General features: G+C 62.7%; 24 protein-coding genes and 1 tRNA gene. 12 read left to right on the top strand and 13 right to left on the bottom strand.

The window, feature by feature from the left end:
* Positions 1-105: 105 nt before the first annotated feature.
* Positions 106-867 (bottom strand): metallophosphoesterase, encoded by a 762-nt coding sequence (locus ABIE41_RS06530; RefSeq protein ID WP_192645029.1) that lies wholly within the window; start codon positions 865-867, stop codon positions 106-108.
* Positions 868-1,514: 647 nt separating this feature from the next.
* A complete protein-coding gene (locus ABIE41_RS06525) occupies positions 1,515-1,820 on the bottom strand; it encodes a helix-turn-helix domain-containing protein (protein ID WP_354191806.1) in 306 nt (101 codons plus the stop codon).
* Positions 1,821-1,986: 166 nt separating this feature from the next.
* Between ABIE41_RS06525 and ABIE41_RS06520 the strand changes: the two genes are divergently transcribed.
* The 8 genes from ABIE41_RS06520 to ABIE41_RS06485 all read left to right on the top strand — a co-directional run bounded on the left by ABIE41_RS06520 (position 1,987) and on the right by ABIE41_RS06485 (position 10,693).
* Positions 1,987-2,877: a DUF6634 family protein gene (locus ABIE41_RS06520; protein WP_192645028.1), complete on the top strand. Its 891-nt coding sequence runs from the start codon at positions 1,987-1,989 to the stop codon at positions 2,875-2,877.
* 117 nt (positions 2,878-2,994) lie between these two features.
* On the top strand, positions 2,995-3,387 hold the full coding sequence (locus ABIE41_RS06515) for a hypothetical protein (RefSeq protein ID WP_192645027.1): 393 nt from the start codon (positions 2,995-2,997) through the stop codon (positions 3,385-3,387).
* Between the two features lie 193 nt (positions 3,388-3,580).
* A complete protein-coding gene (locus ABIE41_RS06510) occupies positions 3,581-4,990 on the top strand; it encodes an AAA family ATPase (RefSeq protein WP_354191805.1) in 1,410 nt (469 codons plus the stop codon).
* 537 nt (positions 4,991-5,527) lie between these two features.
* The gene (locus ABIE41_RS06505; protein ID WP_192645026.1) at positions 5,528-6,055 is read left to right on the top strand and encodes a TnsA endonuclease N-terminal domain-containing protein; all 528 of its coding nucleotides are present in this window, start codon (positions 5,528-5,530) and stop codon (positions 6,053-6,055) included.
* A 15-nt stretch (positions 6,056-6,070) separates the two neighbouring features.
* Positions 6,071-8,176 carry a Mu transposase C-terminal domain-containing protein gene (locus ABIE41_RS06500; protein WP_192645025.1) on the top strand — a complete coding sequence of 702 codons (2,106 nt, stop codon included), beginning with the start codon at positions 6,071-6,073 and terminating at the stop codon, positions 8,174-8,176.
* A gap of 2 nt (positions 8,177-8,178) precedes the next feature.
* Entirely contained in the window at positions 8,179-9,231 is a 1,053-nt protein-coding gene (locus ABIE41_RS06495; protein ID WP_192645024.1) for a TniB family NTP-binding protein, read from the top strand.
* Positions 9,228-10,193, top strand: coding sequence for a TniQ family protein (locus ABIE41_RS06490; protein ID WP_192645023.1), 966 nt, complete (start codon positions 9,228-9,230; stop codon positions 10,191-10,193). Before ABIE41_RS06495 ends, ABIE41_RS06490 begins: the two co-directional genes overlap by 4 nt.
* Positions 10,194-10,207: 14 nt before the next feature.
* On the top strand, positions 10,208-10,693 hold the full coding sequence (locus tag ABIE41_RS06485) for a hypothetical protein (RefSeq protein WP_192645022.1): 486 nt from the start codon (positions 10,208-10,210) through the stop codon (positions 10,691-10,693).
* Positions 10,694-11,035: 342 nt separating this feature from the next.
* Here the strand turns inward: ABIE41_RS06485 and ABIE41_RS06480 are convergent, their stop codons facing one another.
* Both ABIE41_RS06480 and ABIE41_RS06475 read right to left on the bottom strand, forming a co-directional pair.
* A complete protein-coding gene (locus ABIE41_RS06480) occupies positions 11,036-11,557 on the bottom strand; it encodes a disulfide bond formation protein B (RefSeq protein WP_192645021.1) in 522 nt (173 codons plus the stop codon).
* 11 nt (positions 11,558-11,568) lie between these two features.
* Positions 11,569-12,228 carry a YqaA family protein gene (locus ABIE41_RS06475; RefSeq protein WP_192645020.1) on the bottom strand — a complete coding sequence of 220 codons (660 nt, stop codon included), beginning with the start codon at positions 12,226-12,228 and terminating at the stop codon, positions 11,569-11,571.
* Positions 12,229-12,376: 148 nt separating this feature from the next.
* Between ABIE41_RS06475 and ABIE41_RS06470 the strand changes: the two genes are divergently transcribed.
* A tRNA-Leu gene (locus ABIE41_RS06470) sits at positions 12,377-12,461 on the top strand.
* Positions 12,462-12,494: 33 nt separating this feature from the next.
* Here ABIE41_RS06470 and ABIE41_RS06465 read toward each other — a convergent pair.
* From ABIE41_RS06465 to ABIE41_RS06455, 3 genes are all read right to left on the bottom strand, one after another.
* The gene (locus ABIE41_RS06465; protein ID WP_192645019.1) at positions 12,495-12,677 is read right to left on the bottom strand and encodes a hypothetical protein; all 183 of its coding nucleotides are present in this window, start codon (positions 12,675-12,677) and stop codon (positions 12,495-12,497) included.
* The gene (locus tag ABIE41_RS06460) at positions 12,667-12,843 is read right to left on the bottom strand and encodes a hypothetical protein (protein ID WP_192645018.1); all 177 of its coding nucleotides are present in this window, start codon (positions 12,841-12,843) and stop codon (positions 12,667-12,669) included. Before ABIE41_RS06460 ends, ABIE41_RS06465 begins: the two co-directional genes overlap by 11 nt.
* Positions 12,844-12,913: 70 nt before the next feature.
* Positions 12,914-14,032: an extracellular catalytic domain type 1 short-chain-length polyhydroxyalkanoate depolymerase gene (locus tag ABIE41_RS06455; RefSeq protein WP_192645017.1), complete on the bottom strand. Its 1,119-nt coding sequence runs from the start codon at positions 14,030-14,032 to the stop codon at positions 12,914-12,916.
* 170 nt (positions 14,033-14,202) lie between these two features.
* On the opposite strand from ABIE41_RS06455, the gene ABIE41_RS06450 reads away from it, so the two are divergent.
* On the top strand, positions 14,203-14,964 hold the full coding sequence (locus tag ABIE41_RS06450; protein ID WP_192645150.1) for an aspartate/glutamate racemase family protein: 762 nt from the start codon (positions 14,203-14,205) through the stop codon (positions 14,962-14,964).
* A 15-nt stretch (positions 14,965-14,979) separates the two neighbouring features.
* Here the strand turns inward: ABIE41_RS06450 and ABIE41_RS06445 are convergent, their stop codons facing one another.
* Positions 14,980-15,891 (bottom strand): NAD(P)-dependent oxidoreductase, encoded by a 912-nt coding sequence (locus tag ABIE41_RS06445; protein ID WP_192645016.1) that lies wholly within the window; start codon positions 15,889-15,891, stop codon positions 14,980-14,982.
* A 103-nt stretch (positions 15,892-15,994) separates the two neighbouring features.
* Here ABIE41_RS06445 and ABIE41_RS06440 point away from each other — a divergent pair, with 103 nt between their 5' ends.
* Positions 15,995-17,071: a LacI family DNA-binding transcriptional regulator gene (locus ABIE41_RS06440; protein WP_192645015.1), complete on the top strand. Its 1,077-nt coding sequence runs from the start codon at positions 15,995-15,997 to the stop codon at positions 17,069-17,071.
* Between the two features lie 13 nt (positions 17,072-17,084).
* On the opposite strand, the gene ABIE41_RS06435 is transcribed toward ABIE41_RS06440, so the two are convergent.
* The 5 genes from ABIE41_RS06435 to ABIE41_RS06415 form a co-directional block, all read right to left on the bottom strand.
* Entirely contained in the window at positions 17,085-17,981 is an 897-nt protein-coding gene (locus ABIE41_RS06435) for an NAD(P)-dependent oxidoreductase (RefSeq protein ID WP_192645014.1), read from the bottom strand.
* Between the two features lie 149 nt (positions 17,982-18,130).
* A complete protein-coding gene (locus ABIE41_RS06430) occupies positions 18,131-19,039 on the bottom strand; it encodes a carbohydrate ABC transporter permease (protein WP_192645013.1) in 909 nt (302 codons plus the stop codon).
* Complete coding sequence (locus ABIE41_RS06425) at positions 19,032-19,979, bottom strand: carbohydrate ABC transporter permease (protein ID WP_192645012.1); 948 nt, start codon at positions 19,977-19,979, stop codon at positions 19,032-19,034. The genes ABIE41_RS06430 and ABIE41_RS06425 overlap by 8 nt, the downstream gene beginning before the upstream one ends.
* A gap of 148 nt (positions 19,980-20,127) precedes the next feature.
* Positions 20,128-21,453, bottom strand: coding sequence for an ABC transporter substrate-binding protein (locus ABIE41_RS06420; protein WP_192645011.1), 1,326 nt, complete (start codon positions 21,451-21,453; stop codon positions 20,128-20,130).
* Between the two features lie 110 nt (positions 21,454-21,563).
* Positions 21,564-22,622 carry an ABC transporter ATP-binding protein gene (locus tag ABIE41_RS06415; protein WP_192645010.1) on the bottom strand — a complete coding sequence of 353 codons (1,059 nt, stop codon included), beginning with the start codon at positions 22,620-22,622 and terminating at the stop codon, positions 21,564-21,566.
* Between the two features lie 236 nt (positions 22,623-22,858).
* Here ABIE41_RS06415 and ABIE41_RS06410 point away from each other — a divergent pair, with 236 nt between their 5' ends.
* Complete coding sequence (locus tag ABIE41_RS06410; protein WP_192645009.1) at positions 22,859-23,620, top strand: FadR/GntR family transcriptional regulator; 762 nt, start codon at positions 22,859-22,861, stop codon at positions 23,618-23,620.
* The last annotated feature ends 156 nt before the right edge of the window (positions 23,621-23,776 follow it).

Genomic DNA, 23,776 nt, shown 5'->3' with positions numbered 1-23,776 from the left:
GCTGTTGCGGGATGCTAGCGCTGGCAGGCTCAACTCTGCATTCCGTGGACATACATGGCACCAGAGCCGCACGCGCTCTGACATTGCTGGCGGTACCAACCAGTCCTAATCGAGTTGGAGATTCGAGCTGTCGACATCCCCGGCTCGATCAATGTCGATCATAAATGGCTGATCGAAAAGCGGGTTCTCGCCAGGGTATCCGCGCGGATTACAGACAATGCGGGTGTCAGATATTTTATAGTCGAAGCAGTTGTGAACGTGGCCATGAACCCATAGCGCGGGGCGCCCCGAGACAATCACGGATTCAAGATTGCTGAAATAGGCATGGTTCAGAAGCTGACCTTCGTAACGGGGATGGATGCTGCCAGGGTGCGGTGCGTGATGGGTAAGAACTACTGTTGGTCCTGGATGGGGTTGGGCTAGAGCGCTTTCGATGAAGGCCCTGCTGACTGCGTGCAGTTTGGCGGCATGTTTTGGCTCGAACCGTTCCCACGGATCTTTCCGCCATTTGATCAGGCGATGGTCATTCATGCTGCGCCTCGCGACATCCATCGCAAGCGGATTTCGATCGTAGCTCGTCCAGAGCGTCGCTCCGATGAAGCGAATGTCGCCAATCTGGATCGACTCGTTCTCCAGAACTCGGACGCCCTCGAGGGCCTTTAGTTGGGCGAGGCGTTCCGAGTGACCGTGTCGGTAAAACTCGTGATTTCCAGCAACGAAGACGAGCGGAAGTCTTTGCGCCGTCTCGATCAGCCACCGGTCTGACACGATATCGCCGGCCACAACTGCAATGTCTGCGCCCTCTGGAGGTGTCGGCAAAGCCCCCCCATGGTCGGCGTGGAGATCAGACAGGATCCAAAGCTTCATAGAATGATCTCCGTCGGAATGAACCGGTGAAACGTGTGACCGGAGTAAATTCTCGACGCTTCAGGCCTGATTTGAGCACCGAAGCAGGACGGCCACTGCGCAAGACAGATCATCGAATTCAGCATCGATGATCACGCTGGATTCGAATTCGGTATCGCTCCGGGGAGCGCCTCGGTAACCGGGCAGCCGTCCAGACAGCTTGGTGACAGTGGATGGTATTTTGCGAGGACGGCCACGTCGGCGCCTTTGTGGAACTGCGATGACGGGCTGCTCAGCGATTTCGCTCGGGCCTGCTGACACCGGAACCTCCAGCTAGAAACTCTGCGGGCGAGAAGCCCGCTATGTGCGTCGGGGTAGCCTGGTAAGGGCATGCGAAGGCGCGCTCCGGTGGAGGCGCCATGCGCCTTCCGCCCGGCTGTAGGGCTGCTTCGCGCCGATACCGTCACGCAGGCGGCGTCAGGCCGAAACAGTCGTGTTCGCTATTCAGGAGACCAGCAGGTTGCCCACACGCTCGGGCGGAGATGTTGCCAAGTGATCAATTTCATCAGCAGCCCCACAAGCTGGCCTTCCGGGCCAGGGCACTTCTGAGGCAACGAGAAAATTATACATCTGATATCAGAAACAGCATCAGCTTTTTTGGCTTATGGTTAACTTGAGCCATTTGCGTCAACATCAATGGAAGCGCCTGCGCCCGCCGGGTCGTCAGTGCCATTGGCCTCGTAAACGACGACTCCGATCGTTCCTTCTCCAAAAACGAAATGCGCGCCCGCGCGCTCCAACTCGGCTCTTAGGGCAGATTTCAGGGCGATTTTTGGCTGACGGTAGCCGTTTTCAAAATCGTTGATGGTCTTTCGGGATACGCCGGATTTTTCCCAGAGCCAAGCCTGCGACACCCCGAGAAGCATGCGAGCGGCCTGTGCCAAGAAGCCTGGCATATCTGCTTCGGGCGGCATTGGAACCAGCCCAGAGGACAGGACAGAAGTGCGGGGACCGTTTCCTAGATGAAAAATTTTGATGCTACTGCTATAATTCCAAAATAATTCAGCAGACGGTCTGGTGCCTTGGCCAACGAGGAGCCTCGATGCGTCACCAGGCACTCCAGAGACTTCCGGAGGTTCGATGCTTGTTGCCTTCTTGGGTACCGATGGCATGTCTGCCCCTACTTACGCGGCGCTGCTCGCAGCAACTGGGTTCTCGGCTTTGAGCCAGCCGGCGGCGATTCTAGGCGTCGGCGATGGATCCGACTCGCCATTCTTGACCGCACAAAGGATCGCAAACTCCATCCAACAGGTCGAGAGAGGATGCGATTTTGAAGCCGCGGTGCGATCCGCGCTTCGAGAACACCAACACGTCGTTATCGTGACCCATGTCGCGAACCTCAGTTGGCTTCTGACCAAGGGTGTGAGGTTTGTCATCGTCGTTGAAGCCACGCGCGCTCATGAACTGATGGCCATTGCGGCGATTCAATCCATACCTCGCTCTATCTCGGTGCTGCGTTGGGGGCACGCCGACCACAGCGTAGCTATTGGAAAAGCTGCGGAGGCATTCCGGCATACGGATGCCAAAGTGCTTTCAGCGGCGGTTCCCGCGCTGAACCGCAGGGAAACGGACGCGCTCCTAGACTTCCACGATTTGCCGCGGCTTCGGCGGTTAGCAGTTCAGCTAGCAATCGCCTTGACCGATGACCCAGACCAACCGGGCATCAAGTTCGATGAGCGGGGCATTGGCGACCGTTTGCGGGAACTCGCTGACGATATCGAGGCGATTGAGGAAGGTGTCGCTCCCATCGCGGAGGATCTGCTGACCGCTCCGGTGCTGACTGGGTGGTCTAAAGTTCCTCACCAGGTTCCCGTGCTCGCCGGCTTCGTAGCTGGGCATCCGTCCATCGAAAATCTCATCATGACCTCGCAGGTTTACGCAAGTGACGGTCAAACCTGGGCCAGAACGCTCTCGCGCTGGTACCGGCTGGGCCGACCATTCGACCCATCAAAATCCACTCCGGTTCAGTGAGATGGAACCACAATTCGCCGCTCCATCAGTTCGAAAGCCGGGGACCGTATGCCAGTTCGATCCGTTGCTGACACGAATTCTCGCAATCCACGCTACCGGGTTCGGCGGGCGACAAGCTTGATCGCATGGCGAACACTTTCACCCGTCAAGTGCATCGAAGCTGGGATAGCCGCGGGCCTTAACGACCTGGTGCAAATCTTCAGGCCCATCGGCCCGGCCGACCTTCATACCGAAGACGGCGCTGGCTCTCCATCGCAGGTGGTCGGCCAGGCCCTCAAGCTGCTCATGAAGCCAGCTGCGTCGCAGGTTGCGATCGATGTCAGCATGTCGCTCGTGCTTCTGCACGCGCTCCAGGGCGATCCAACCGCGCGCGTACTGATGATGTTCGCTTTGAAGCGAGATCCCATCTCTTCACAGCTGCTCGATGATTGGAATCGCTGGCGGCCCGAACGTGCCGATGGCGGCAACGTGGGCGTTACAGACGGGGGGGGCGGCAATGCGCTCCAATAGCTTGAGAGCAACTATCCTGATGGCGTGCCCCCGCATCGTGCGCATCGGTTTGAATCCCTCGGTCGCGACATCGCTTGAGCCCGCTGCCATTGCGGAGGACATCGTACGGTTTCGGCCTGCCTTCCTTCCGCAAGCCCGGATGTGGGTAAAATCAGCGACCGGGCGGACCTCATTGGCTCGTCCGTGGCCTGACATGCAGAACGCCTACCGTCACACCACAAGGTTAGTACGAGGGCTGGATAAACTTGCAGCAAAAAGTCCGGCCGCAAGCGAGCTGGCCGACTGCATGGTGCTCATGACAGCCGCAGCCAATGAACTGCTATCGGCTTCCCGCCTGACCAATCGCTTGTGGCACAGCGTTGGCCAACTCGCAGAGCTCCGATGCGCGGTCCGCATCGAGGAGTCGCGCCCGCTTCCGGAGACAATTTTCGACAACCTCCCCCCTGAGGTGGTGCTTGATCAACAGGGCGTCGGTGACCTGATCGACAAGGTCCGAAAGATCCTTGGCGAGATAGAGAGTGAAACGACCGATCTGGCCATCGGCATGTCTATGTTAGCTGCAGGAAACACCGCGCCGGAGAATAACTGTCGATCGCTTGCAGAATTGGCGCGTCAGCTAGGAGGGTCCCCCCGGTTGATGAGGAACCTCAATGACAAGGTCTCCATACCGAGTTCCTTGATCAGGCCGGTGGTTGCTAACGTGAGCGATCGGCTAACGAGACCAGAAGGGCCTCAACTAGCCGACGCAGTGATGGTGTGTCCCGCCATTACGGGCTCCAAGGCGGGCAAGGATGCCGTCAAACCGTTCGTCGACGCGATCGGTGCCATATTTCCACTCATCAAGGTGCCTGCGCTGGCGCCTGTGCGACACGCGTTGATCAGAAAATTCCCATATGCCGAACATGCGGCCACCCGCGTTCTCACGGATGTAACGACCAAGCCATTTGTCCACTTCTCGCCAATACTGCTGGTTGGACCTCCAGGGTCGGGGAAAAGCACGTTCGTCCGAATTCTCGCGGATCAGCTCAATGTCGGCCTCATGCGGGTCGATGGCGCAAATGACTTTAGCTCCGGCTTCAGCGGCACCGAGCGGCGGTGGAGCACGAGCGAACCGTGCCGTCCCTTCATGGCAGTAGCGCGCTTCCGACAGGCCAACCCAATCGTGCTGGTCGATGAGATCGACAAAGCCACCTCCCGACAAGATTACGGTCGGCTTTGGGACTCGATGCTACAATTCATGGAGCCAGAAACAGCATCGCGATTTCCGGATCCCTGCCTGCAGGTGGAACTTGATCTGCGGCATGTCTCCATCATCGCGACGGCAAACGAACTGAGCCGTTTGCCGGGCCCGCTTCTCGATCGCTTCCGTATCATAGAGTTCCCGAAACCGGAGCTGCGGCACCTCGAGGCACTGGTCCCCGACATTCTCCAGACTATTGCCATGGACCAAGGAATCCACACTCGGTTCATCGACCCGCTTGATCAGATTGAGGTTGCCGCGTTGGCGCGTCAATGGCGGGGCGGCTCAATTCGTCCACTCAAGCGAGCCATCGAGGCCATTCTCAGAGCCAGAGATCGCATGCGTGCGGACTGCCTCCATTGATAGACCGGTGGTTTTCCTTAGCCGCGGCATGTCGCGGAACCGTTGCCCCGCCGCGAGCCCCCCCATTTTGGCACTTCGCCTGCCGGCCCAGCTGTCCTTTGAGCCGAAGCCAGCTCGTAAGGATTGCGAAACGATACCGTCCCTTACCGCCTCTTGGCGCAGGTCACGGCCACAGAATTAAGCACTCGCTAATTTTCTGGATGATACGCAACAGTGAGTACATCTAACCAAAACCGTAAGCCAAAATCAAATTACTAGTGCAAAGCGTGAGTATAAATCATATCGATCGATCATATGGGAGTTTGAATATAGCCCTATTACTATTATTGCTGAACCTAAAGGTAGCCTAAGAATCATAGGGGGCTTCCATTAGGTCATTCCACCGCAGATATGGGGCTTTACCGAATGTCGAATCTTCCGTTCAAAAGACGAAACGTAATTCCTTACAGTCGCGACGGCTATCGCGGAGAACACCCTGTAGCTCGGTCGGATGGCAGACTCGTACAATGCGAATCTTTGCTCGAACTAGACGCTCTGATGATGCTCGACGCATTTGATCGCACCATCGTCAATGTAGAGAGCCAGCCCGTTAGCTTGGAATATCGGCACAATGGGCGACCTCGAAAATGGACGCCCGACTTTATGATCGAGCGAACCGGCGTAAAGCCCGAACTCGTCGAAGTAAAGACGTTGAAGCGTCTGTATCCGGCAGATCTTCTCGCGCGTGCTGACGCGGCCGAGCGCTTCAAGGCCCTCAAAGACGCAGCAGAGCGAAAGGGGTTCAATTTCCGGCTCCTTACCGAGTCCGAGATCCGCGTTCAACCTGCTCTCTACAATGCCAGGCTTCTCTGCCGGCACTCGTCTCTCCGCCACAACTCGGCTCTCATCCTTCGTGGGCGGGATGCGCTGCGCTCCATGCCCGACCCTTCCGTCATCGGTTTTCAGACAGCACTCGGGCCGGATGTGGATGGGTTCAGCCTAGCAATAACGATGGACTGGCTGGGCCATGCGCTCATGGACCGCAGATCACGCTTTTCGCGATCGTCGACGCTTCGTCTCCTCTAGTTTCACTGGTGCACCATGGATATCGCTCTCCGCCTGCAATCAGGTGTGCCCGTCCGAATTGATGGGCGCTCGTTTATTGTAGGACCGATCGAAGAGCACGGCCGCGTTTTTACCGAGAAAGCGACGGGCCACCAGATCAGGCTGCCGAACGCCGCTCAGCTTCGGATGGCTAGGGAATCTCGTCTCACCAGCGAGGCTTCATTCCGGGCCATCGAGGAGGAGCGTCGGCTCCTTCTGGAGACAGACTGGGGCACTTTCACTGCAGCTGAGAGGCAAATAGCTGAAGAGCGCCGGCGGTTCGTTGCCGCCTTGGACAAGGTAGTTGAACGAGATCGGTTCAAAAAGGCCATCATCGAAGGGGTCATCGACCAGGTTGCCCAAACGAGCGTGCTATCTACCGGGACGCCGTCGGCACGCAGTGTTCGCGAGTGGTATCGCAATTGGGCCATAGCCGGGCGCGACATCCGGGTTCTAGTTCCGCTCAACTTCAAGAAAGGGCGACGCGGACTTCGCCGTCCCAAATGGATGGACGACGAGATCAATCACGCGATCAATGAAGTGTATGCCGTAGGCACGCGTGGATCGGAGGCCGAAACCCGCCGCCGTGCCACCGATCGCATCCGCGCCCGCTCAAGGCGTGAGGGACTTGTGGTTCCGGACCTTGGTCAGAAAGATATCGTCGGCAAGAATGCAATCAGCAAGGCGTTAAAGCGCCGCGAGCAATATGATCTTCTAAGCCGTCGGTACTCTCGGGAGGACGCCGATCGCATTCTCGCTGCGATCGGGATCGGTCCCCAAGGCGACTATCCGCTCGCCGAAGTCGAAATTGACCACACCCCGCTCGACGTTCAGGTTGTTGAGGACAAGACCCTTCTCGGGCGACCATGGCTGAGCGCCCTGATCGACCGCTATAGCCGCTGCATCATCGGCTTTTCACTGACCTTCCATCCGCCTTCGTGGACCAGCACCATGTTGGCCTTGCAACACGCTGTCATGCCGAAAGACAATGCTCTCCAGGACATGGGGGGCATCAACGAAACTTGGGACTGCCAGGGAGTGCCGGACAAGCTGTTCACCGACGGCGGAAAGGATTTCCTCTCTGAATCGATGCGAGCCACCGAGGCCGCATTGAATATGACCCTGGTCCCACTGCCGCGCAGGCGGCCGCAACTGAAGGGCAAGATCGAGCGGTGGTTCGGGAAGCTGGAACATCAAGTCATCCACACTCTCCCGGGGACAACATTTTCAAACGTAGTCCAACGCAAGGGATACAAGGCCGAAGACGAGGCGATCTTGTCCCTCGCGGAGGTAAATTGGGTAGTTACCAAGTGGATTGTCGACATTTATCACCAGGAACAACACTCGGCGACGGGTGAGGCTCCAATGGATAGGTGGAGACGGGGTATCAGCATATGCGGCGTTAAGCTGCCGCCTCCCCGCGAATTATTGGCGCCGCTCACAGGGCTAGTGGTGCCGCGGACGCTGAATAGCCAAGGCATCCGTTTCAAGGATCTATATTGGAATTCCAAAGAATTCTCGGCCTTGCGCAACAGGCTCGGGAGGAGCGTCGACGTTCAGGTCCGGCTGGATCCGCTCGCATTGGACGTAATCCATGTTTTTGATCCCCAGACTAGGAAGTGGATAGCCGGAAACCTTGAGGGCGACGATGCCAAGGGGCTCACCTACCACCAATGGCTGGTCATCAAGAAGAGAGCGGATGAGATAAGCGAGCCGGACGAAGAACGCCGCGACGCCATTTCTCGGGCGAGACGCGAGCTTTTCGAATTCGTCGACGAACTTGTAAAGAGCAGAAAAAAATCGGGCGCATCAAAACGTCTCGGGCGCTTTATGATGGATGGCCGGAAGCCGTCCGAGCACTTAGCCCCAGAACGCGTAGACCTAGACGCAAGCGAGCTGGCTATTGGCAACCACGTGCATGGACAGGGGTATCCGCCCCAGTCCCAGAAGGCACTTCCGCGTGTGGCTCCCTTGACCGCCGAAGAAGCTCGCGCGGAACGCACAGATCAAATTGGTACAATTAATTATGTATCGGATTTCCATGAAGTCGAAGGGGCTAAGCCTCATAGATTAGTCGTCACAACGCGAAGAGCAAGGATTTGAGGATGGTTAAGTCTGCACTTTCTCGGCACGAGCGTCTGGCGTCGATTGGAAACCTGCTCGTTAATACAACTCCCTTCTTCGAGGCAACCAGTAAACTCAGTGACACATATCAAAACTGGGGCACTAGGCAGGAAGGGACCTGTGCTTTTATCGTTGGGGAGCCGGGCGCCGGTAAAACCACGGTGGCGGATGAGTTTCTGCACGAGACAGCCGCGGGACTCGGCACGGAATATATTGCGGAAGCCAGCGCTAATTCCAGCGGCCGATGGGGACTGATCAAGGAAACCGAGACCGGGTTTATTCGTCCAGTGTTGAAGGTTTTCGTTGGGCCCCGCATTATGTTTCGCGGGCTATTTTTCGACCTACTGCTGGCCCTCGGCGTTCGCGCGAACCGAAATGCAAACTTTGCCGAACTGATGTCCCTCGTTATGCGACATCTGAAGGCGCAGCAGGTCAAGCTGATCATTTTTGACGAAACGCACCACATAATCGACCGTCATACCAGGACGACCGCTTATGAGGCGGCAGACTTGCTGAAGATGCTCCTGATCCAGGCAAAAGTACAAATTGTCTGCCTCGGCTTGCCCCATTCGCTGGAGATACTAGCAGCCAATCAACAGCTGGATCGACGCTGTACGGCGAAGTACGAAATCCCACCATTCAGCGACGATGTTGACAACAGCGACGGTGAGTACATGCGGTTCTGCCAAGCGTTGGAATCCGCGTTGCCATTTGACAAGCCCTCAGGTCTGGATCAACCCGGCTTAGCATTACGTTTGAATTCTGCTGGATCGGGCTATATCGGCCGGATAACACATATCGCGCAAACTGCCACTGAACTGGCAGTAAACCGTAACTTGTCATATTTGACCGTTCAGGTTCTAGGCGAGGCCTACAAGAACATCAGCATGATCAACGACGACGTTAATCCCTTCCTCGTGAAGGAATTTCGGCCGGAGCAGTTTTCGTTGCATCGAACTCGGCACGAGGCTCAGAAAGCGAGACCGGTGCAGGGTCGCGGCCGGAAAGCACCAGTCGCGGATTTCACCAAATGAGTTCTTGGAATCAAGACGTTGTCGGCGTACCTCGTTGGGAACAGCCGGAGCCGGAGGAGCCTGCGCACGGGCTGTTCCTTCGCATTGCCGAGATCAATGGCCTTCCTCCCAGCGATATGGCTCGATCAATGGGCTTTTCGCTAGCCAGCCTTAGGCGCGGGTACAACATTGATAAGCTGGCAAGACTGGTCGGATGCGATGAGTTACTCCTGGCATTAAACTCCTTCAGCTTCGCGGTCGGCGAGAAGGTCACGATACGCGGCCAAACGATTGGGCTGCGGCGGGATCTTTTGCGCAAGAAGCGTCGCGTTTGCCGATGCTGTCTCGCGGAAGCTCCTTATCACCGATTTTGGTGGGATCTAAGATTTATAGACTTCTGCCCTCGTCATTGGATCAATTTAGAGGACCGATGTTTCTGTGAAAATTCTCATCATTGGAGTTGGTTTGACAGCAGCGTTGGTATATGTCGGCATTGCTCAGAGCAAATGACATCGCGAAAGCCTGATGAGCTCGCTGAAAGGAAGACCGCTTTCGACCGGCACATCATCGATACAAACGCATATCTTTTGGGTCGTCTCGGTGTATGTACAAAGAAATTTGTTCCGATACTGGATGAATTGCCGTTAGATGAGGTCATCGACGTCATAGAGCGCGTTGGGGCATTTGAGCTCGGTGGCTACTCAAAAAAATGGAAAACAGCCGCCAATCTCCGACTACCTGTTGAGGAAGTTCGGGCGCGAGGATTCAGCATGCTTGCAACAGGTTTCTGGGCCGAATCGCGTGCCCGTGATCCCAGCAAATATATTGAAGCATTTTCTCACGATCCGAACCCTACGATTAACAAGAAGCTCGGATGGTTTTACCATTGGTTCAACGGAAAGGGAGGCAAACGTTTCTCGCCCCTAGAGATCGTGACCTGGTTCGGAAGGGGCTCCCTTTTCGACTCGAAGCCGAATTCGTAGATAATCTGCGGAGCGTGCTAGAAGAAAAATGCAACTTTGATGAAGTCCGAAGAATTCTCGGCGCAGGCCATCTGAGCGTTCAGCGTTTCATCAAGTCAGGCTTTTTCACCCCAGTTGTAAAGGGTGGCGGTGATCGCCACGAATATGCGTTTCGCCGTGATCATATTGAAAAGTTTCTCGAACTCCTAGGAAGGGGCGCTCCTGAGCTGACAGACTGTCCCGACGACGCGCTTCCACTCCAGACGGCTGCGCGCACGTACGCCACGCCACTCGACCGGTTATGTATGAGTATCATCCTTGGCCATACTGAGCTTGCGGGTCGTATCAAGGACGCAAGCGGGCTGGGGCAGTTCGTCATCACGAGGGCGGCCATCAAAAACTTCAAACGACAGTTCCGCGAGGAGGGAGAGGATTACCTCTTAGAAGGCATGTTCCGATTTCGGCATATGCAGCAGTTGGAATTTGATCTCGATGAAAAGGCAGTGCGGTCGGCGGGCTAGCGTAGCAGCCAAGGGCAACCATCGGTTTCCCGGCGATAGCCGGAACCATGAGGTATGACAGAGCAAGAGGCCCGCCGTACCCCACGGCGGGCTTATTCATTTGAAGGCACAATTGATAAGTTGTGACGCCGGCGCCGGCTTCTGTCCGCGATGAGTAGTCCGTTTCGCGTCGAACGCCCAGTCCCAACCGCTCTTTAGCTTCCGCCATATGAGGTGCAAACGCTGTTGCATTTCGCTTTTATGGGGTGAAATGCGACAAAGTTATGCAGGTCAGCGGCGACCAGATTTCAATGAGTTAGATGGTTAACGCTGTTCACCTTATAGGGTGCGGCACACCTCGTCTCAGCCGCGCATCGTGCCCTTCAGGCCGAGCAGGGCCAGCCCCAGCAGGCCGAGCGAGGCCAGCGCGTTCCAGCCCGCCAGCGACAGCCCGAGCCAGCGCCAGGCCGCTTCCGTGCAGGCGACCACACGCGTGGTCTGGAGCTGCTTCATGAAGTCCTGCACGCCCGCCGCGACGGGCGCAGCCGCGCCGCCGCAATCATTGGGGCCGGCGAACCAGCCCCATTCGACGCCGGCATGGTAGATGCCGAGCCCGGTGCTCCAGGCCATCAGCCCCGCGAGCCCCAGCAGCGCGAACCATTGCAGCCGCGGCGAACGCGCCAGCACAAGCCCGGCCGCAGCGAGGCCCATCGCGGCGTAATGCGGCAGCCGCTGCTCGAGGCAGAGCTTGCAGGGCCTGAGGCCCACCACGATCTCGAAGAACCAGGCGCCTGCGATCAGGGCGAGGCAGCCGAGCCCGACCAGGGCGATGACGCGCGACGGCGCGAGCGCGGGGCGCGGCGGATTGAGCGGGATGGACGTCATGGCCGAGGCCCTCAGCAGGACAGAAGCTGGCCGGACCCTGCGACCAGCTTGAGGCCGAAATACAGCAGGATCGCCGCGCCCGCAGCCAGCACGGCCATCACTTTCAGGCGACGCTCGATGAAGTGGCTGATGGCCGGGCCGTAGCGCCGGAGCAGGAAGGCCAGCGCGAAGAAGCGCAGGCCACGCGCCAGCACACAGGAGAGCACGAAGAAGCCGAGCCCGATATGGACGGCCCCGGCCAGGATCGTGACGACCTTGATCGGCGGCAGATGCGCCAGCCCCGAAGTCGCGAGCAGGATCAGCGTGGTGTCCGGCCCCGCACAAGCGCGCAGGCTCTCGAAGGCGGCGAGCTTGCCGTAGAAGGCCAGCACCGGCCGCGCCAGAGCCTCGAACGCGTAATAGCCCAGCGCATAGCCGGCGATGCCGCCCAGCGTCGAGAACAGGGTGGCGATCAGCGCCAGCCGGTAGGCCCGCAGCGGCCGCGCCATCGCCATCGGCACGAACAGCACATCCGCCGGGATCAGGAAGAAGGAGCTCTCGACGAAGGCGACGACGGCGAGCCAGATCTCGGCCCGCGGCCGCCCCGCCAGCGACATCGTCCAGGCATAGAGGCGCCGGATGGGGCCGCCGCGCGAGGGCTCGGCGGCGGGAGCGGAAGCGGGGCTGGACATGGACGGGCTCGGGATCGGGGGCGCATGCGCTGGCAGCGCGGTCTAGCCCCCCCAAGGGGCGGCGTCCATCCGGCCAGGCCTTTTTCGACCCCTCCGGTCCGATTGACCGCCCGCGGTCGATCGCTATAGTCCGCCCCGCCCGCAAGGGGCCCCTGTGGCGGAATTGGTAGACGCGCTCGACTCAAAATCGAGTTCCGCAAGGAGTGCTGGTTCGATCCCGGCCAGGGGCACCATCTCGCATGCGAGGCTGTGGCGCGGCGGAACGGTCAGCCCCAGCTGTCGCCGTCGTCCTCGTGGCGGGCTTCCCACTTCTCGATCGCGTCGACGAGCCCGATCAACTCGGCTTCCTCGGGGCTTCCAGGCGCCGGATGGCCGAGCTCGGCCACCCGTTCAAGCGCGCGGTCGTAATCGTCGGCGCAGCGCACGATCGCCTTGCGTTCAAGGATCATCCTGGCCTCCCTGATTGAGCGCGGGGTGGTTGCGGGTCTCATAGGCCAGCATCGCCGCGCTGATCGCGAGAAATTCGTCCTCCTCGGCCCCTTCGCCTGGGGTATTCCCCAGAGCCGTGAGCCGGGCGAGCGCGGCATCGTAATCGTCGCTGGTCTCGATGGTCATGATGCCCTGCCCGCTCGTCCGCTCCAGCGGAAAACCGATGGCAGCCGGGATCGTTCCCGGCCCCGCCGCTTCAGCGCATCAGGCCCGCCGCGCGCAACGCGTCCTCGATGATCCGGCCAGGGCCCGAAGCGACCGCCGGGCCAGCCTGTCCGCCCGCGAAACCGGCTATCGGCGGGGATATGGGCGCGGCTTGACCTGCTGCCTCCCTCGCCGTGGTCGGCTTCGTCGCGGCGAGCGCCACGGGGTCGCCGATGCCCCAGAAGGCTGCGATATGGCGGGTCGACGAGATCCCCGCCTGCAGCATGTGCGGGCCCGGCACGCCGATGCCGTCGCCGGCGTCGATCGGTGTGCCATGGCCCATCCCTGCGATGGTGAAGGCCTCGATCCGGGCGATGCCGCCGCCATCGCGCCAGACCCGGCGGCGATGCGGCCCGATCGACTGGGTCTCGGACGGGCTCTCGGAAAGGCCGTGCAGGCCGCGCCATTGCAACAGGACGGCCTCGCCCGCGGCCGGCACCACGACATGATCCTGCTGGCCGTGCCAGACCGAGAGCGTCGGCCAGGGGCACGCATGGGGCGAGGCGTTGCGGACAGCCCTAAGCAGCGCGGCCTCGCCCGGCAGGCCCTGGCCCCGCATCCGCTCCAGCGCCTCGGGCACACCCGAGGCGCTGCCATAGGGCAGCCCGGCGATGACCGCGCCCCCGGCGAAGAGCTCCGGATAGGTCGCCAGCATCGCCGCGGTCATGGCCCCGCCCGCAGAGAGGCCGGTGACGAAGACGCGACGGCGGTCGAGACCATAGCCGGCGATCGTGCCCTCGATCATCTGCGCGATCGAGTGGGCTTCGCCAGAGTCCCGGCGGATATCGCCGGGCGCGAACCAGTTGAAGCAGAGATTGGCGTTGTTGCCGCGCTGCTGCTCTGGAAAGAGCAGGGCAAAGCCGTGCCGGTCGGCCAATTGCGACCAGCCGGAGCCGAGATCATAGGCCGCCGCGCTCTGCGTACAACCATGCAGCACGACGACCAGCGGCGCTCCGGGCGCGAGCCCCTCGGGCTTGTAGCGATAGGCCCGCAGCGCACCCGGATTGGACCCGAACCCGGCCCATTCGATCAGCCGGGATGGCTGCGTGGTGCCCTGGCCCGGGCCGCGTGCGGCGGCGAGGCGGGCGATGGTGTCGGACAGTCGGGGCATGATGCGCTCCTGCGCCGGCCGCGACGACATGACGACGGCCCTGATCCTCAACGCGACCATAGCGGTTTATGTTGCGATGCAACATGATCAATCTGCAGCCGGCCTCGCGGGATTGCCGCGCAAGGGCCGATCGCGGAGAGTGGCGCGCCTCCAACGGACGACGACCCGCCTTGCGCATCCTGCTGATCAATCCAAACACCACCGCCGAGGTGACGGCGCTGATGGCGCGCCTGCTCGCGCCGAAACTGCCGCCGGGCGTGACGCTGAAGCCCGTCACCGGCCGCTTCGGCGCGCGCTACATCGCCAGCCGCAGCGCCGCCGCCATCGCTGGCCATGCCACGCTCGATGCCTTTGCCGAGCATGGCGGGGATTGCGACGCGGTCTATCTCGCCTGCTTCGGCGACCCCGGCCTGCTGGCGCTGAAGGAGTTGGCGGGCGTGCCGGTGATCGGCATGGCCGAGGCGAGCTGCCTCGACGCCGCGACGCGCCCGGGGCGCTTCGCCATCGTCACCGGCGGCGAACGCTGGGGCCCGATGCTGCAGGAATTCGTCGGCACCCTCGGGCTGGGAGATCGGCTCGCCGGCATCGAGACCGTCGCCCCGACGGGCGCCGAGATCGCGCGCGATCCCGATGGCGCCGTCGAACTGCTGGCGCAGGCCTGCCGGGACGTGGCCGCGCGCACCGGCGCGACCACCGTCATTCTGGGCGGCGCGGGGCTCGCCGGCCTCGCGCCGCGGATTCGCCCGCAGGTCGGGCTCGACGTGATCTGCTCGGTCGAGGCTGGCCTCGCGGCCGTGCTGGCCGCCCTGCGGACGGCCCAGCAAAAACCGCATCAGGGCGACCTCGCCTTTCCGGCAGGGATCGCCAGCATCGGCCTCGGCGAGAGCCTCGCGGCCCGTCTCGCCGAGCCGGCGCCGACCGGCCGCGCCTGAGCGGGACGGGCTGTCTCAGCCCTTCGCGCCGAGCGACAGGCCGTTCTCGGCGGCGATGAAGTCCGACAGCATCGGCACATAATCGTCGCTCTTCCCGGCGGCGACCGCGCGGGAGAAGCTGTTCTTCACGGCGTTGCCGATCGGGTTCGGGACGCCGGCGGCGTTGGCGACGCTTTCGAGATAGCGGACATCCTTGAGCGCGTTGACCAGCGTGAACTTGTGCGCATCACGGTCGCGCTCCAGCACATACTGCATGAAGGTCTGGTAGAAGCCGCAATCCATCCGGCTGCCGCGCAGCACGCTGTCGAAGGTCTGCGGGGTGATGCCGATCTTCGAGGCCAGCGTCAGCGCCTCGGCATAGATCGCCGCATAGCCCATCGAGAGGAAGTTGTTCAGAAGCTTCATCTTGTGGCCATCGCCGACCGGGCCGAGATGAACGACCTTCTGCGCCCAGGCCTCGATCGCCGGCTTGATCCGCGCGAAGACCTCAGGCGTCGTCCCGACCATCGCCGAGAGCTGGCCGAGCGCGGCCTGGGCCGGTGTCCCGCCGAGCGGCGCATCGGCCAGGTGCAGGCCCTTGGCCTCCAGTTCCGCGGCGATCCGCACGGTCACCGTCGGATCCGAGGTCGAGCAGTCGACGATCACCGTGCCGGGCTTGGCGCCCGCCGCGATGCCGTCGGGCCCGTTCACCACGGCCTCGACCTGAGCCGAGCCGGTCACGCACAGGAAGATGATGCTGGCGTTCTGAGCAAGCTCCCGAGGGGTCTTGGCTTCCCTCGCGCCGCCGGCCACGAGGGTCTCGACCGGCTTGCGGTTGCGATGCCCCATGACCGTCAGAGGGAAGCCCTTGTTGAGCAGGCTCTGCGCCATGCCCTGCCCCATCAGACCGACGCCGATGAAGCCCACTGATTCTTTGGTTGCAGTCATCTTCAATTTCTCCAGTTTATATGAGAATGACGGATCGACGTGACGGAACGCCCGACCCCGAACCGGTCGCAAGCTCGTGCTTCCGGCGCCGGAGAAGAGGGTCATGACCAACAGCGGGCCCAGCGGGGCAGGGCACTCCCTCAAGCCGCCGGCGGCCGCTCCGGGGCCCCGCAGCCGCGTCACGCTGCAGATCATCGCGGATCGGCTGGCGGTCTCGACCGCGACGGTGTCGCTGGCCCTGCGCGGATCGCCGCTGGTGGCGGAGGCGACGCGCAGCCGCGTGCAGCAGATGGCCCGCGACATGGGCTACAGCTACAACCGCAGCGCAGCCTCGCTGCGCACCGACCGCACCAACATCCTGGGCGTCGGCTTCCACGACATCACCAATCCCTACTTCGCCGAGCTGCTGGCAGCGATCGAGGAGACCACCACCGCCCATGGCCGCTCGATCCTGCTCGGCACCTATGGCGAGGATCTCGAGCGGCAGGACCGGGTGCTGAACACGCTGAAGGAATACCGGCCCGACGGGATGATCCTCTGCGCGGCCGGCGGCTCGACGCCCGAGACCTTTGCCCATCTCGTTGCCGCCGGGGTGCCGATGGTGCAGCTCTCGCGCGAGATCACGCCCGCGCTCGACTTCGTCGGCTCCGACGACCGCCACGGCACGACGCTCGCCATGGAGCACCTGATCGGGCTGGGGCACCGCCGCATCGCCTTCATCTGCGCCAATGAGAGGATCTCGACCGGGCGCAACCGCTATCTCGGCTATTGCGAGGCCCTCGCGCGTCACGGCCTGACCTTCGATCCGGCACTGGTCTATTCGGGCTACGGCACCCGTGAGAACGGCTCCAAGGGCATCCAGACGGTGCTCGACGCGCCAAATCCGCCGACCGCCGCGATCTGCATGAACGATCTCGCCGCGTTCGGTGCCATGCTCGGCCTGCGCCATCGCGGCCGCGAGGCCGGCATCGACTTCTCGATCATCGGCTGCGACGACGTGCAGGAGGCGGCGCAATGGTATCCCGCCCTGACCACGATCCGGAACTTCCAGGACGAGATGGGCCGGACCAGCGCCGAATTCCTGATCAGCCGGATCGCCGATCCCGACGCGCCGCCTCGGCGCCATCTGCTGACGCCCGCGCTCGTCATCCGCGGCACGACGACGGCGCCCCGCGGCTGACGCAGCTGGCGGCTCAGGCATCGTTCGCCGGCTTGGCGTTGAGCGCGCGATAGGCCCGCACCACCTGCGAATCGTCGCGGCCGCCATGGCCGAGGCCCGATGCCGCCAGGAACATTTGGTGGGCCGCTGCCGCCAGCGGCAGCGCCGTGCGCGCCGCCCGGCCCGCGTCCAGCACGATCGAGAGATCCTTGACGAAGATGTCGACGGCGCTGGAGACCGGCGGTTCGGCCTCGTGCATGCGCGGCCCGCGATCCTTGAGCATCCAGGACGAAGCGGCCGAGCCGCCCATGATCTCGAACAGCACCCGGCCGTCGATGCCCGCCTTCTCGGCAAGCGACAGCGCCTCGGCCGCCACCGCGATATGCACGCCGCAGAGCAGCTGGTTGACCGTCTTCACCGTCGCGCCCTGCCCGGCCGACTGGCCGACATGGAAGACCTTGTCGCCCATCGCATCCAGGATCGGCCTGGCGAGGGCGAAGCTGTCATCGGGCGCGCCGACCATGATCGAGAGCGTCGCGGCACGTGCGCCGACGACGCCGCCCGAAACCGGCGCATCGACGAAGCGGCGCCCGCTGGCCGCGACCTGCGCCGCGATCGCCTCGACCTCGCCGGGCGGGCAGGTCGCCATCAGGATCACGATCGCGCCGGGCGCCAGCGCCTCCAGCGCTCCGCCCTCGAACAGCACCGCGCGCGCCTGGGCGGCGTTGACCACCATCAGCACCAGAGCCCCGGCCCCGGCGGCAGCCTCCTTCGCGCTCGCCGCAGCATGCCCGCCGGCCGCCACCAGCGCCTCGCGCGCGCTCTCGCGCATATCGAAGCCGGTGACGCGGAACTGGCGCCGGACGAGGTTCTCGGCCATCGGCGCGCCCATGGCGCCGAGCCCGACGAAGGCGATGGAGGGGGTGGTCATGCGATCAGCACTTTCGGCTCTGCCGTCGCCCCCGAGACAGCGGCGAGGCGGGGTCCATCCGGGCGGGGCACGCCCCGGGACAGACCCCGCCTCGCTGCGTCAGGCATGACGGCGCAGTTAGAACGGGCGGCGATCCTGGCCGGGGCGGCCTACTCCTTCACGGCCCCGGTCATCGCCGACACATAATGCTCGACGAAGAAGGCGTAGAGGATCACCAGCGGCAGCGAGCCGATCAGGGCGCCTGCCATCAGCGAACCCCAGCGGAAGATGTCGCCATCGACGAAGTTGGAGATGATCGCCACCGGCACCGTCTTGTTGTGGTCCGAGGAGATGAAGGTCAGCGCGTAGATGAACTCGTTCCAGCACAGCGTGAAGGCGAAGATGAACGCCGAGATCAGCCCCGGAATCGCCAGCGGCAGCACGATCTTGGTCAGGATCTGCCAACGGCTCGCCCCGTCCATCAGGGCGCATTCCTCCAGCTCGTAGGGAATGGTCTTGAAGTAGCCCATCAGCAGCCAGGTGCAGAACGGGATCAGGATCGTCGGATAGGTCAGGATCAGCGCAAACGGCGTATCGAACAGGCCATAGGCGTGGATCACCGCCGAGAGCGGGATGAACAGGATCGAGGGCGGCACGAGATAGGCCAGGAAGATCAGCCCGCCCACCGTCGCCGCGCCCTTGTAGCGGATGCGGGTGATCGCATAGGCCGAGAGCACGCTCGCGAAGATCGACAGGAAGGTCGCCGCGGTCGCGACCGTCATCGTCGTCAGTAGCCAGCGCGGATAGGCGCTGTCGAACAGCAGCTTGTAGATGTGCTGGAACGTCGGCTGGCTGACCCAGAGCGGGTTGCTGTTCTCGAGATCGAGCAGCTGCGAGTCGGGTTTGATGGAGGTGATCACCATCCAGTAGAACGGGAACAGCAGCACGAACAGGATGATCGCGAGCGGCATGTAGACGGTGACCAGCTTGCGCGGCAGCGTCTCCAGATAGGCCATGCCCTCGCGGTGATCGGTCAGCGAGCCCGCGTTGGCGCCGGACTTGAGGGCGGCGTCAGTCATTGCTCTCTCCCTGCTGCCACTTGCGGCGCTGAAGGCCGAACCAGCTCACCATGATCGCGGCGAGGAGGAAGGGCACCATGGCTGTGGCGATGGCCGCGCCCTCGCCCAGCCGCCCGCCGAGGATGCCGCGCTGATAGGACAACGTCGCCATCAGCTGCGTCGCGTTCACCGGGCCGCCGCGGGTCATGGCCCAGATCAACTGGAAATCGGTGAAGGTGAACAGCACCGAGAATGTCATCACCACCGCGATGATCGGGGTCAGCAGCGGATAGGTCACAAAGCGGAAGCGCTGCCAGCCCGAAGCGCCGTCGAGCGTCGCGGCCTCGTAGAGCGAGGGCGAGACCGTCTGCAGACCGGCCAGCAGCGTGATCGCGATGAACGGAATGCCGCGCCAGATATTGGCGAAGATCACGCTGCACTGCGCGAGGAACGGATCGCCGAGCCAGTTGATGTACTGGCCCTTGGCGAGGATTCCGGCCTTCTGCAGCAGCCAGGTGAAGATCGAGAACTGCGTATCGAAGATCCACCAGAACGCCACGGCCGAGAGCACGGTGGGCACGATGAAGGGGATCAGCACAATGGCGCGGATGAACGCCTTGAACGGCATGTGGTTGTTCAGCAGGATCGCCAGATAGAGGCCGACCGCGAACTTCACCACCGAGGCGACGGCCGTGTAGACCAGCGTGAAGGCGGTCGCGTTCAGGAAATCGCTGTCTTCCAGCAGGTACTGGTAATTCTCCAGGCCGATGAACACGCCGCCGCGGCCGATGCGCATGTCGGTCATGCTCATCCACATGCCCAGGAGCAGCGGCCAGGCCAGGAAGAACACCAGGAAGATCATGGTCGGAACCATGAACCAGAAACCCAGCCAGTTGCGGTTGACCATCAGCCGCGACCAGGCGGTGGTCTCCGGCGGAGCGGCGAACGAGCCTGCAGCCATCGCGAGCGCTTCCTCGATAGGGGGGTGCCATCCTCCCCGGCGACGCGACAGACGCCGGGGAGGAGGCCCGCAGATGTGGATCAGTATAAATCCCTCGGCGCCCTTGGGGCGCTCCGGCCGGCGGTGAAGCCGGCCGGAAAGGGGTCGGTCAGCGGTAGATGCGCTGGAGCTGCCGTTCGGCGAGTTGCATCGCGCCCGCAGCGGTCTCGCGACCGGTGCAGAAGCTCGCGAACATGTCGACCACGATGAAGTCCGCCATCGCGGTCGCCGCTTTCTCGTCCAGCTTGCCGCGATGACCCGCGACGAGGCTGCGCTTGGAAGCGTCGCGGAACACCTTGTTCTTCGGGTCCTTGGTCCAGACCGGATTGTTGTCGAAGGCGTTCAGCGTATGCGTGAGGTAGCCAGCGGCCGCCTCCAGCCACGGGTTGAACTGGTCGGCTTCCAGCATGAAGGCCATGAACGCTTTGCAGGCGTTCGGGAACTTCGTGTAGGTCATCGCCATCATCGGGAAGCAGAGCTGGATCTCGGTCGGCTTGCCCGCCGGGCCGATCGGCCAGTAGGCGTGGTCCATATCCGCCGCAATTTCCTTCTGCTTCGGATCGTTGGAGGCGTTCGCCGCGGCATAGATCGAGATGCCGTTGGCGGTCAGCCCGAGTTCGCCCGATAGGAACAGACGGTTGTTGGAGGCGTCGTTCCAGGCCGCCGTGCCCTGGATGAAGGTGTCGTAGAGCGACTTGGCGTAGTTCAGCGCCGCTTCCGTCTCGGCCGAGCGGATGATCACCTTGCTGTTCTCGTCGACCTGCGCGGCGTTGTGCGACCACAGCAGCCAGTAGGCGTAGGAGTTGCCGTCACCCGAGGCGCGCCCGAGCGGGAAGCCCGCCGGCGTGTTCTTGGCCTTCAGCGCCTTGCAGAGCTCCAGGAACCCGGCGGTCGTCTGCGGCACCTCGTTGAAGCCGGCCGCTTTGACCTGCGAGATGCGATAGTTGATGTAGCCGCCGTTGATCGCCGCGGGGATCGCGATCCACTTGTTGCCGAGCTTGCCATAGGCCTCGGCCACCGGGACCCAGCCGCCATACTTCTTGCCGAGGTAATCGGCGACGTCGCTGACGTCGACGCAGCGGTTCGGGAACAGATGGGGCGTCGAATAGAGCGACCAGAAGATGTCCGGCCCCGTGCCGGTGTTGGCCGCGACGGACGCCTTCGGCTGCATGTCGTCGAAGGATTCGGAGGTGACGGTGACGCGCACGCCCGTCGCCGCGGTGAAGGCTGCGACGATCTTGTTGAACTGCTCGTCCTCGGCGACGACGAAGCGGCGCCAACGCATCAGGTTGAGCGTCGCGCCCGCCTCGGGCTTGAAGGGCGAGGCCTGCGCCCAGGCCTTGGCCCATTCGGTCATGCCGGAGCCGACGAGAGCGCCGGCGCCCGCCACGCCGGCGAGGCCCTTCAATGCGGAACGTCGTGTCGGTTTGGTCATCAGCGTCCTCCCATGGACTCGGTTGTTCGGCCCGGGGTCTCGAGCGCCCCGTCGGCCCTGCGCTACATCGCGCCCCGGGGGTTTGTCCCCCGTGAGCCCGGATGATGCTGTTACGCAGCCAGGCTTTTCCCCGTGGCGGCGTCGAAGAGATGCGTCACATTAGTGTCGGGCGTGATGCCGATCAGCTCGCCAGGTTTGGCGGTGATGCGCTCACGGAACACGCAGGTCAGGCTCTGCCCGCCGCAACGGACGACGACCTGCGTCTCGGAGCCCATCGGCTCGACCACGATGACCTCGGCCTTGAGGCCGTTCTCGTCGAGCTGGATGTGCTCGGGGCGGATGCCGAGCACCGCCGCCTTGCCGTTGGCATCGACCGGATGCGTGCCGATCGGCCAGACCACGCCGCCTTCGGTCTCGAAGCCCGCAGGCGTGATCTTGCCGTTCAGCAGGTTCATCGAGGGCGAGCCAATGAAGGCCGCCACGAAGAGATTGGCCGGGCGGTCATAAAGGTCGAGCGGCGCGCCCATCTGCTCGACGATGCCGTCATGCATCACCACGATCTTGTCGGCCATGGTCATGGCCTCGATCTGGTCGTGCGTGACGTAGACCGTGGTGGTCTTCAGGCGCTGGTGCAGCTCCTTGATCTCGGTGCGCATCTGCACGCGCAGCTTGGCGTCAAGATTGGAGAGCGGCTCGTCGAACAGGAAGACCTGCGGATCGCGCACGATGGCGCGGCCCATCGCGACGCGCTGGCGCTGGCCGCCCGAGAGCTGGCGCGGATAGCGATCGAGCAGCTTCTCGAGCCCGAGGATGGCGGCCGCCTTGCCGACGCGGTCGGCGATCTCCTCCTTGGGAGCCTTCCGCAGCTTCATCGAGAAGGCCATGTTGTCAGCCACCGTCATGTGCGGATAGAGCGCGTAGTTCTGGAACACCATCGCGATGTCGCGCTCTTTCGGCGGCACGTCGTTGACAACGCGCGGGCCGATGCGGATCTCGCCGCCCGAAATGTTCTCGAGCCCCGCGATCATCCGCAGGAGCGTGGACTTGCCGCAGCCCGAGGGGCCGACCAGAATTACGAACTCGCCGTCCTCGATGTCGATGTCGACACCGTGGATGACCTGGGTCGAGCCATACGCCTTGCGCACGTCGGCAATCTGCACTGAGGCCATCGGCCCTGCCTCCTCAACGTCGTTTCCTCTGGGCCCGGTGATCCGCCGTGTCGGGCGAGGTCCGGGCCGCATCGTCTATCGGCCTGTTGCGACCGATCGATGAAGGTCACGGTCGGCTAAGCACCGCCTCGCTCCGCGAGGAACGGTCGCTTGCGCCGGCCTTCATCTGCGATAAAGTCATACCATACATGCAGGCGTGTCAAGCGCCGGACCGGGGGAGGAGGAGAAGCCAGACGATGCGGGTGCGCGACTATTCGCGACCGACCACGCTCAACCCCGACCGGCTCTTCGGCCAGGTCGCGCAGAAGCTCGCCGTCGCGATCATCACCGGGGCCGTCAAGGCCGGCGAGGTGCTGCCGGACGAGGACGATCTGCGCAGCGACATCTCGGTCTCGCGCACGGCCTATCGCGAAGCGGTGAAAGTGCTCACCGCCAAGGGGCTGGTCGAGGCGAGGCCCAAGAGCGGCACCCGCGCCGCGCCGCGCGAAAGCTGGAACCTGCTCGATCCGGACGTCCTCGCCTGGCATTTCGAGGCCGACGCGAACGAGAAATTCATTCGCGATCTCTTCGAGTTGCGGCGCTTCGCCGAGCCCGCCGCGGCACGCCTGGCGGCGCAGCGGCGCACCGCCGCCGACATCGCGCGAATCGAGGCCGCCTATCGCGGGATGGCCGAGAACCAGCCCTATGACGACGTCACCATCAGGGCCGACCTCGCCTTCCACGAGGCGGTCTTCGCCGCCTCCCACAACGCCACGCTGATGTGCCTTTCCAGCGCGGTCGCGGCCACGCTGCAATGGTCCCTTCTGCTGAAATCGATCGACGACCGCGAGTTCTTCGTGGCCTCGCTGGTCGATCACGAGCGCGTCCTGGATGCGATCGTGCAGCGCGACGGCGAGCTCGCCGCAGCCCGGATGAAGGCGCTGGTGATCGACAGCCTGAACACCACGCTGGCGATGCTAACGCCTCTTTCAGCGGCCGCGATCCAGAAAACAGCGTGATTAAATCATATTATATATGCGTCCGCGCGGCTTTCGCGGAACGGCCCGGCATGGTGGGATGGCCAAGCGCCGGACGACCTCGAACGGTCTTTCCAAAGGCCGGCGATTGCCGCATTTAATCGATTCATCCGCCCCTGATCAAGCCGCCCATCCCTC

Source organism: Bosea sp. OAE506 (assembly GCF_040546595.1).
GTDB lineage: Bacteria > Pseudomonadota > Alphaproteobacteria > Rhizobiales > Beijerinckiaceae > Allobosea.
The sequence above is the reverse complement of the archived record's forward strand: the minus strand, read 5'-3'. Positions and strand labels throughout refer to the sequence as shown.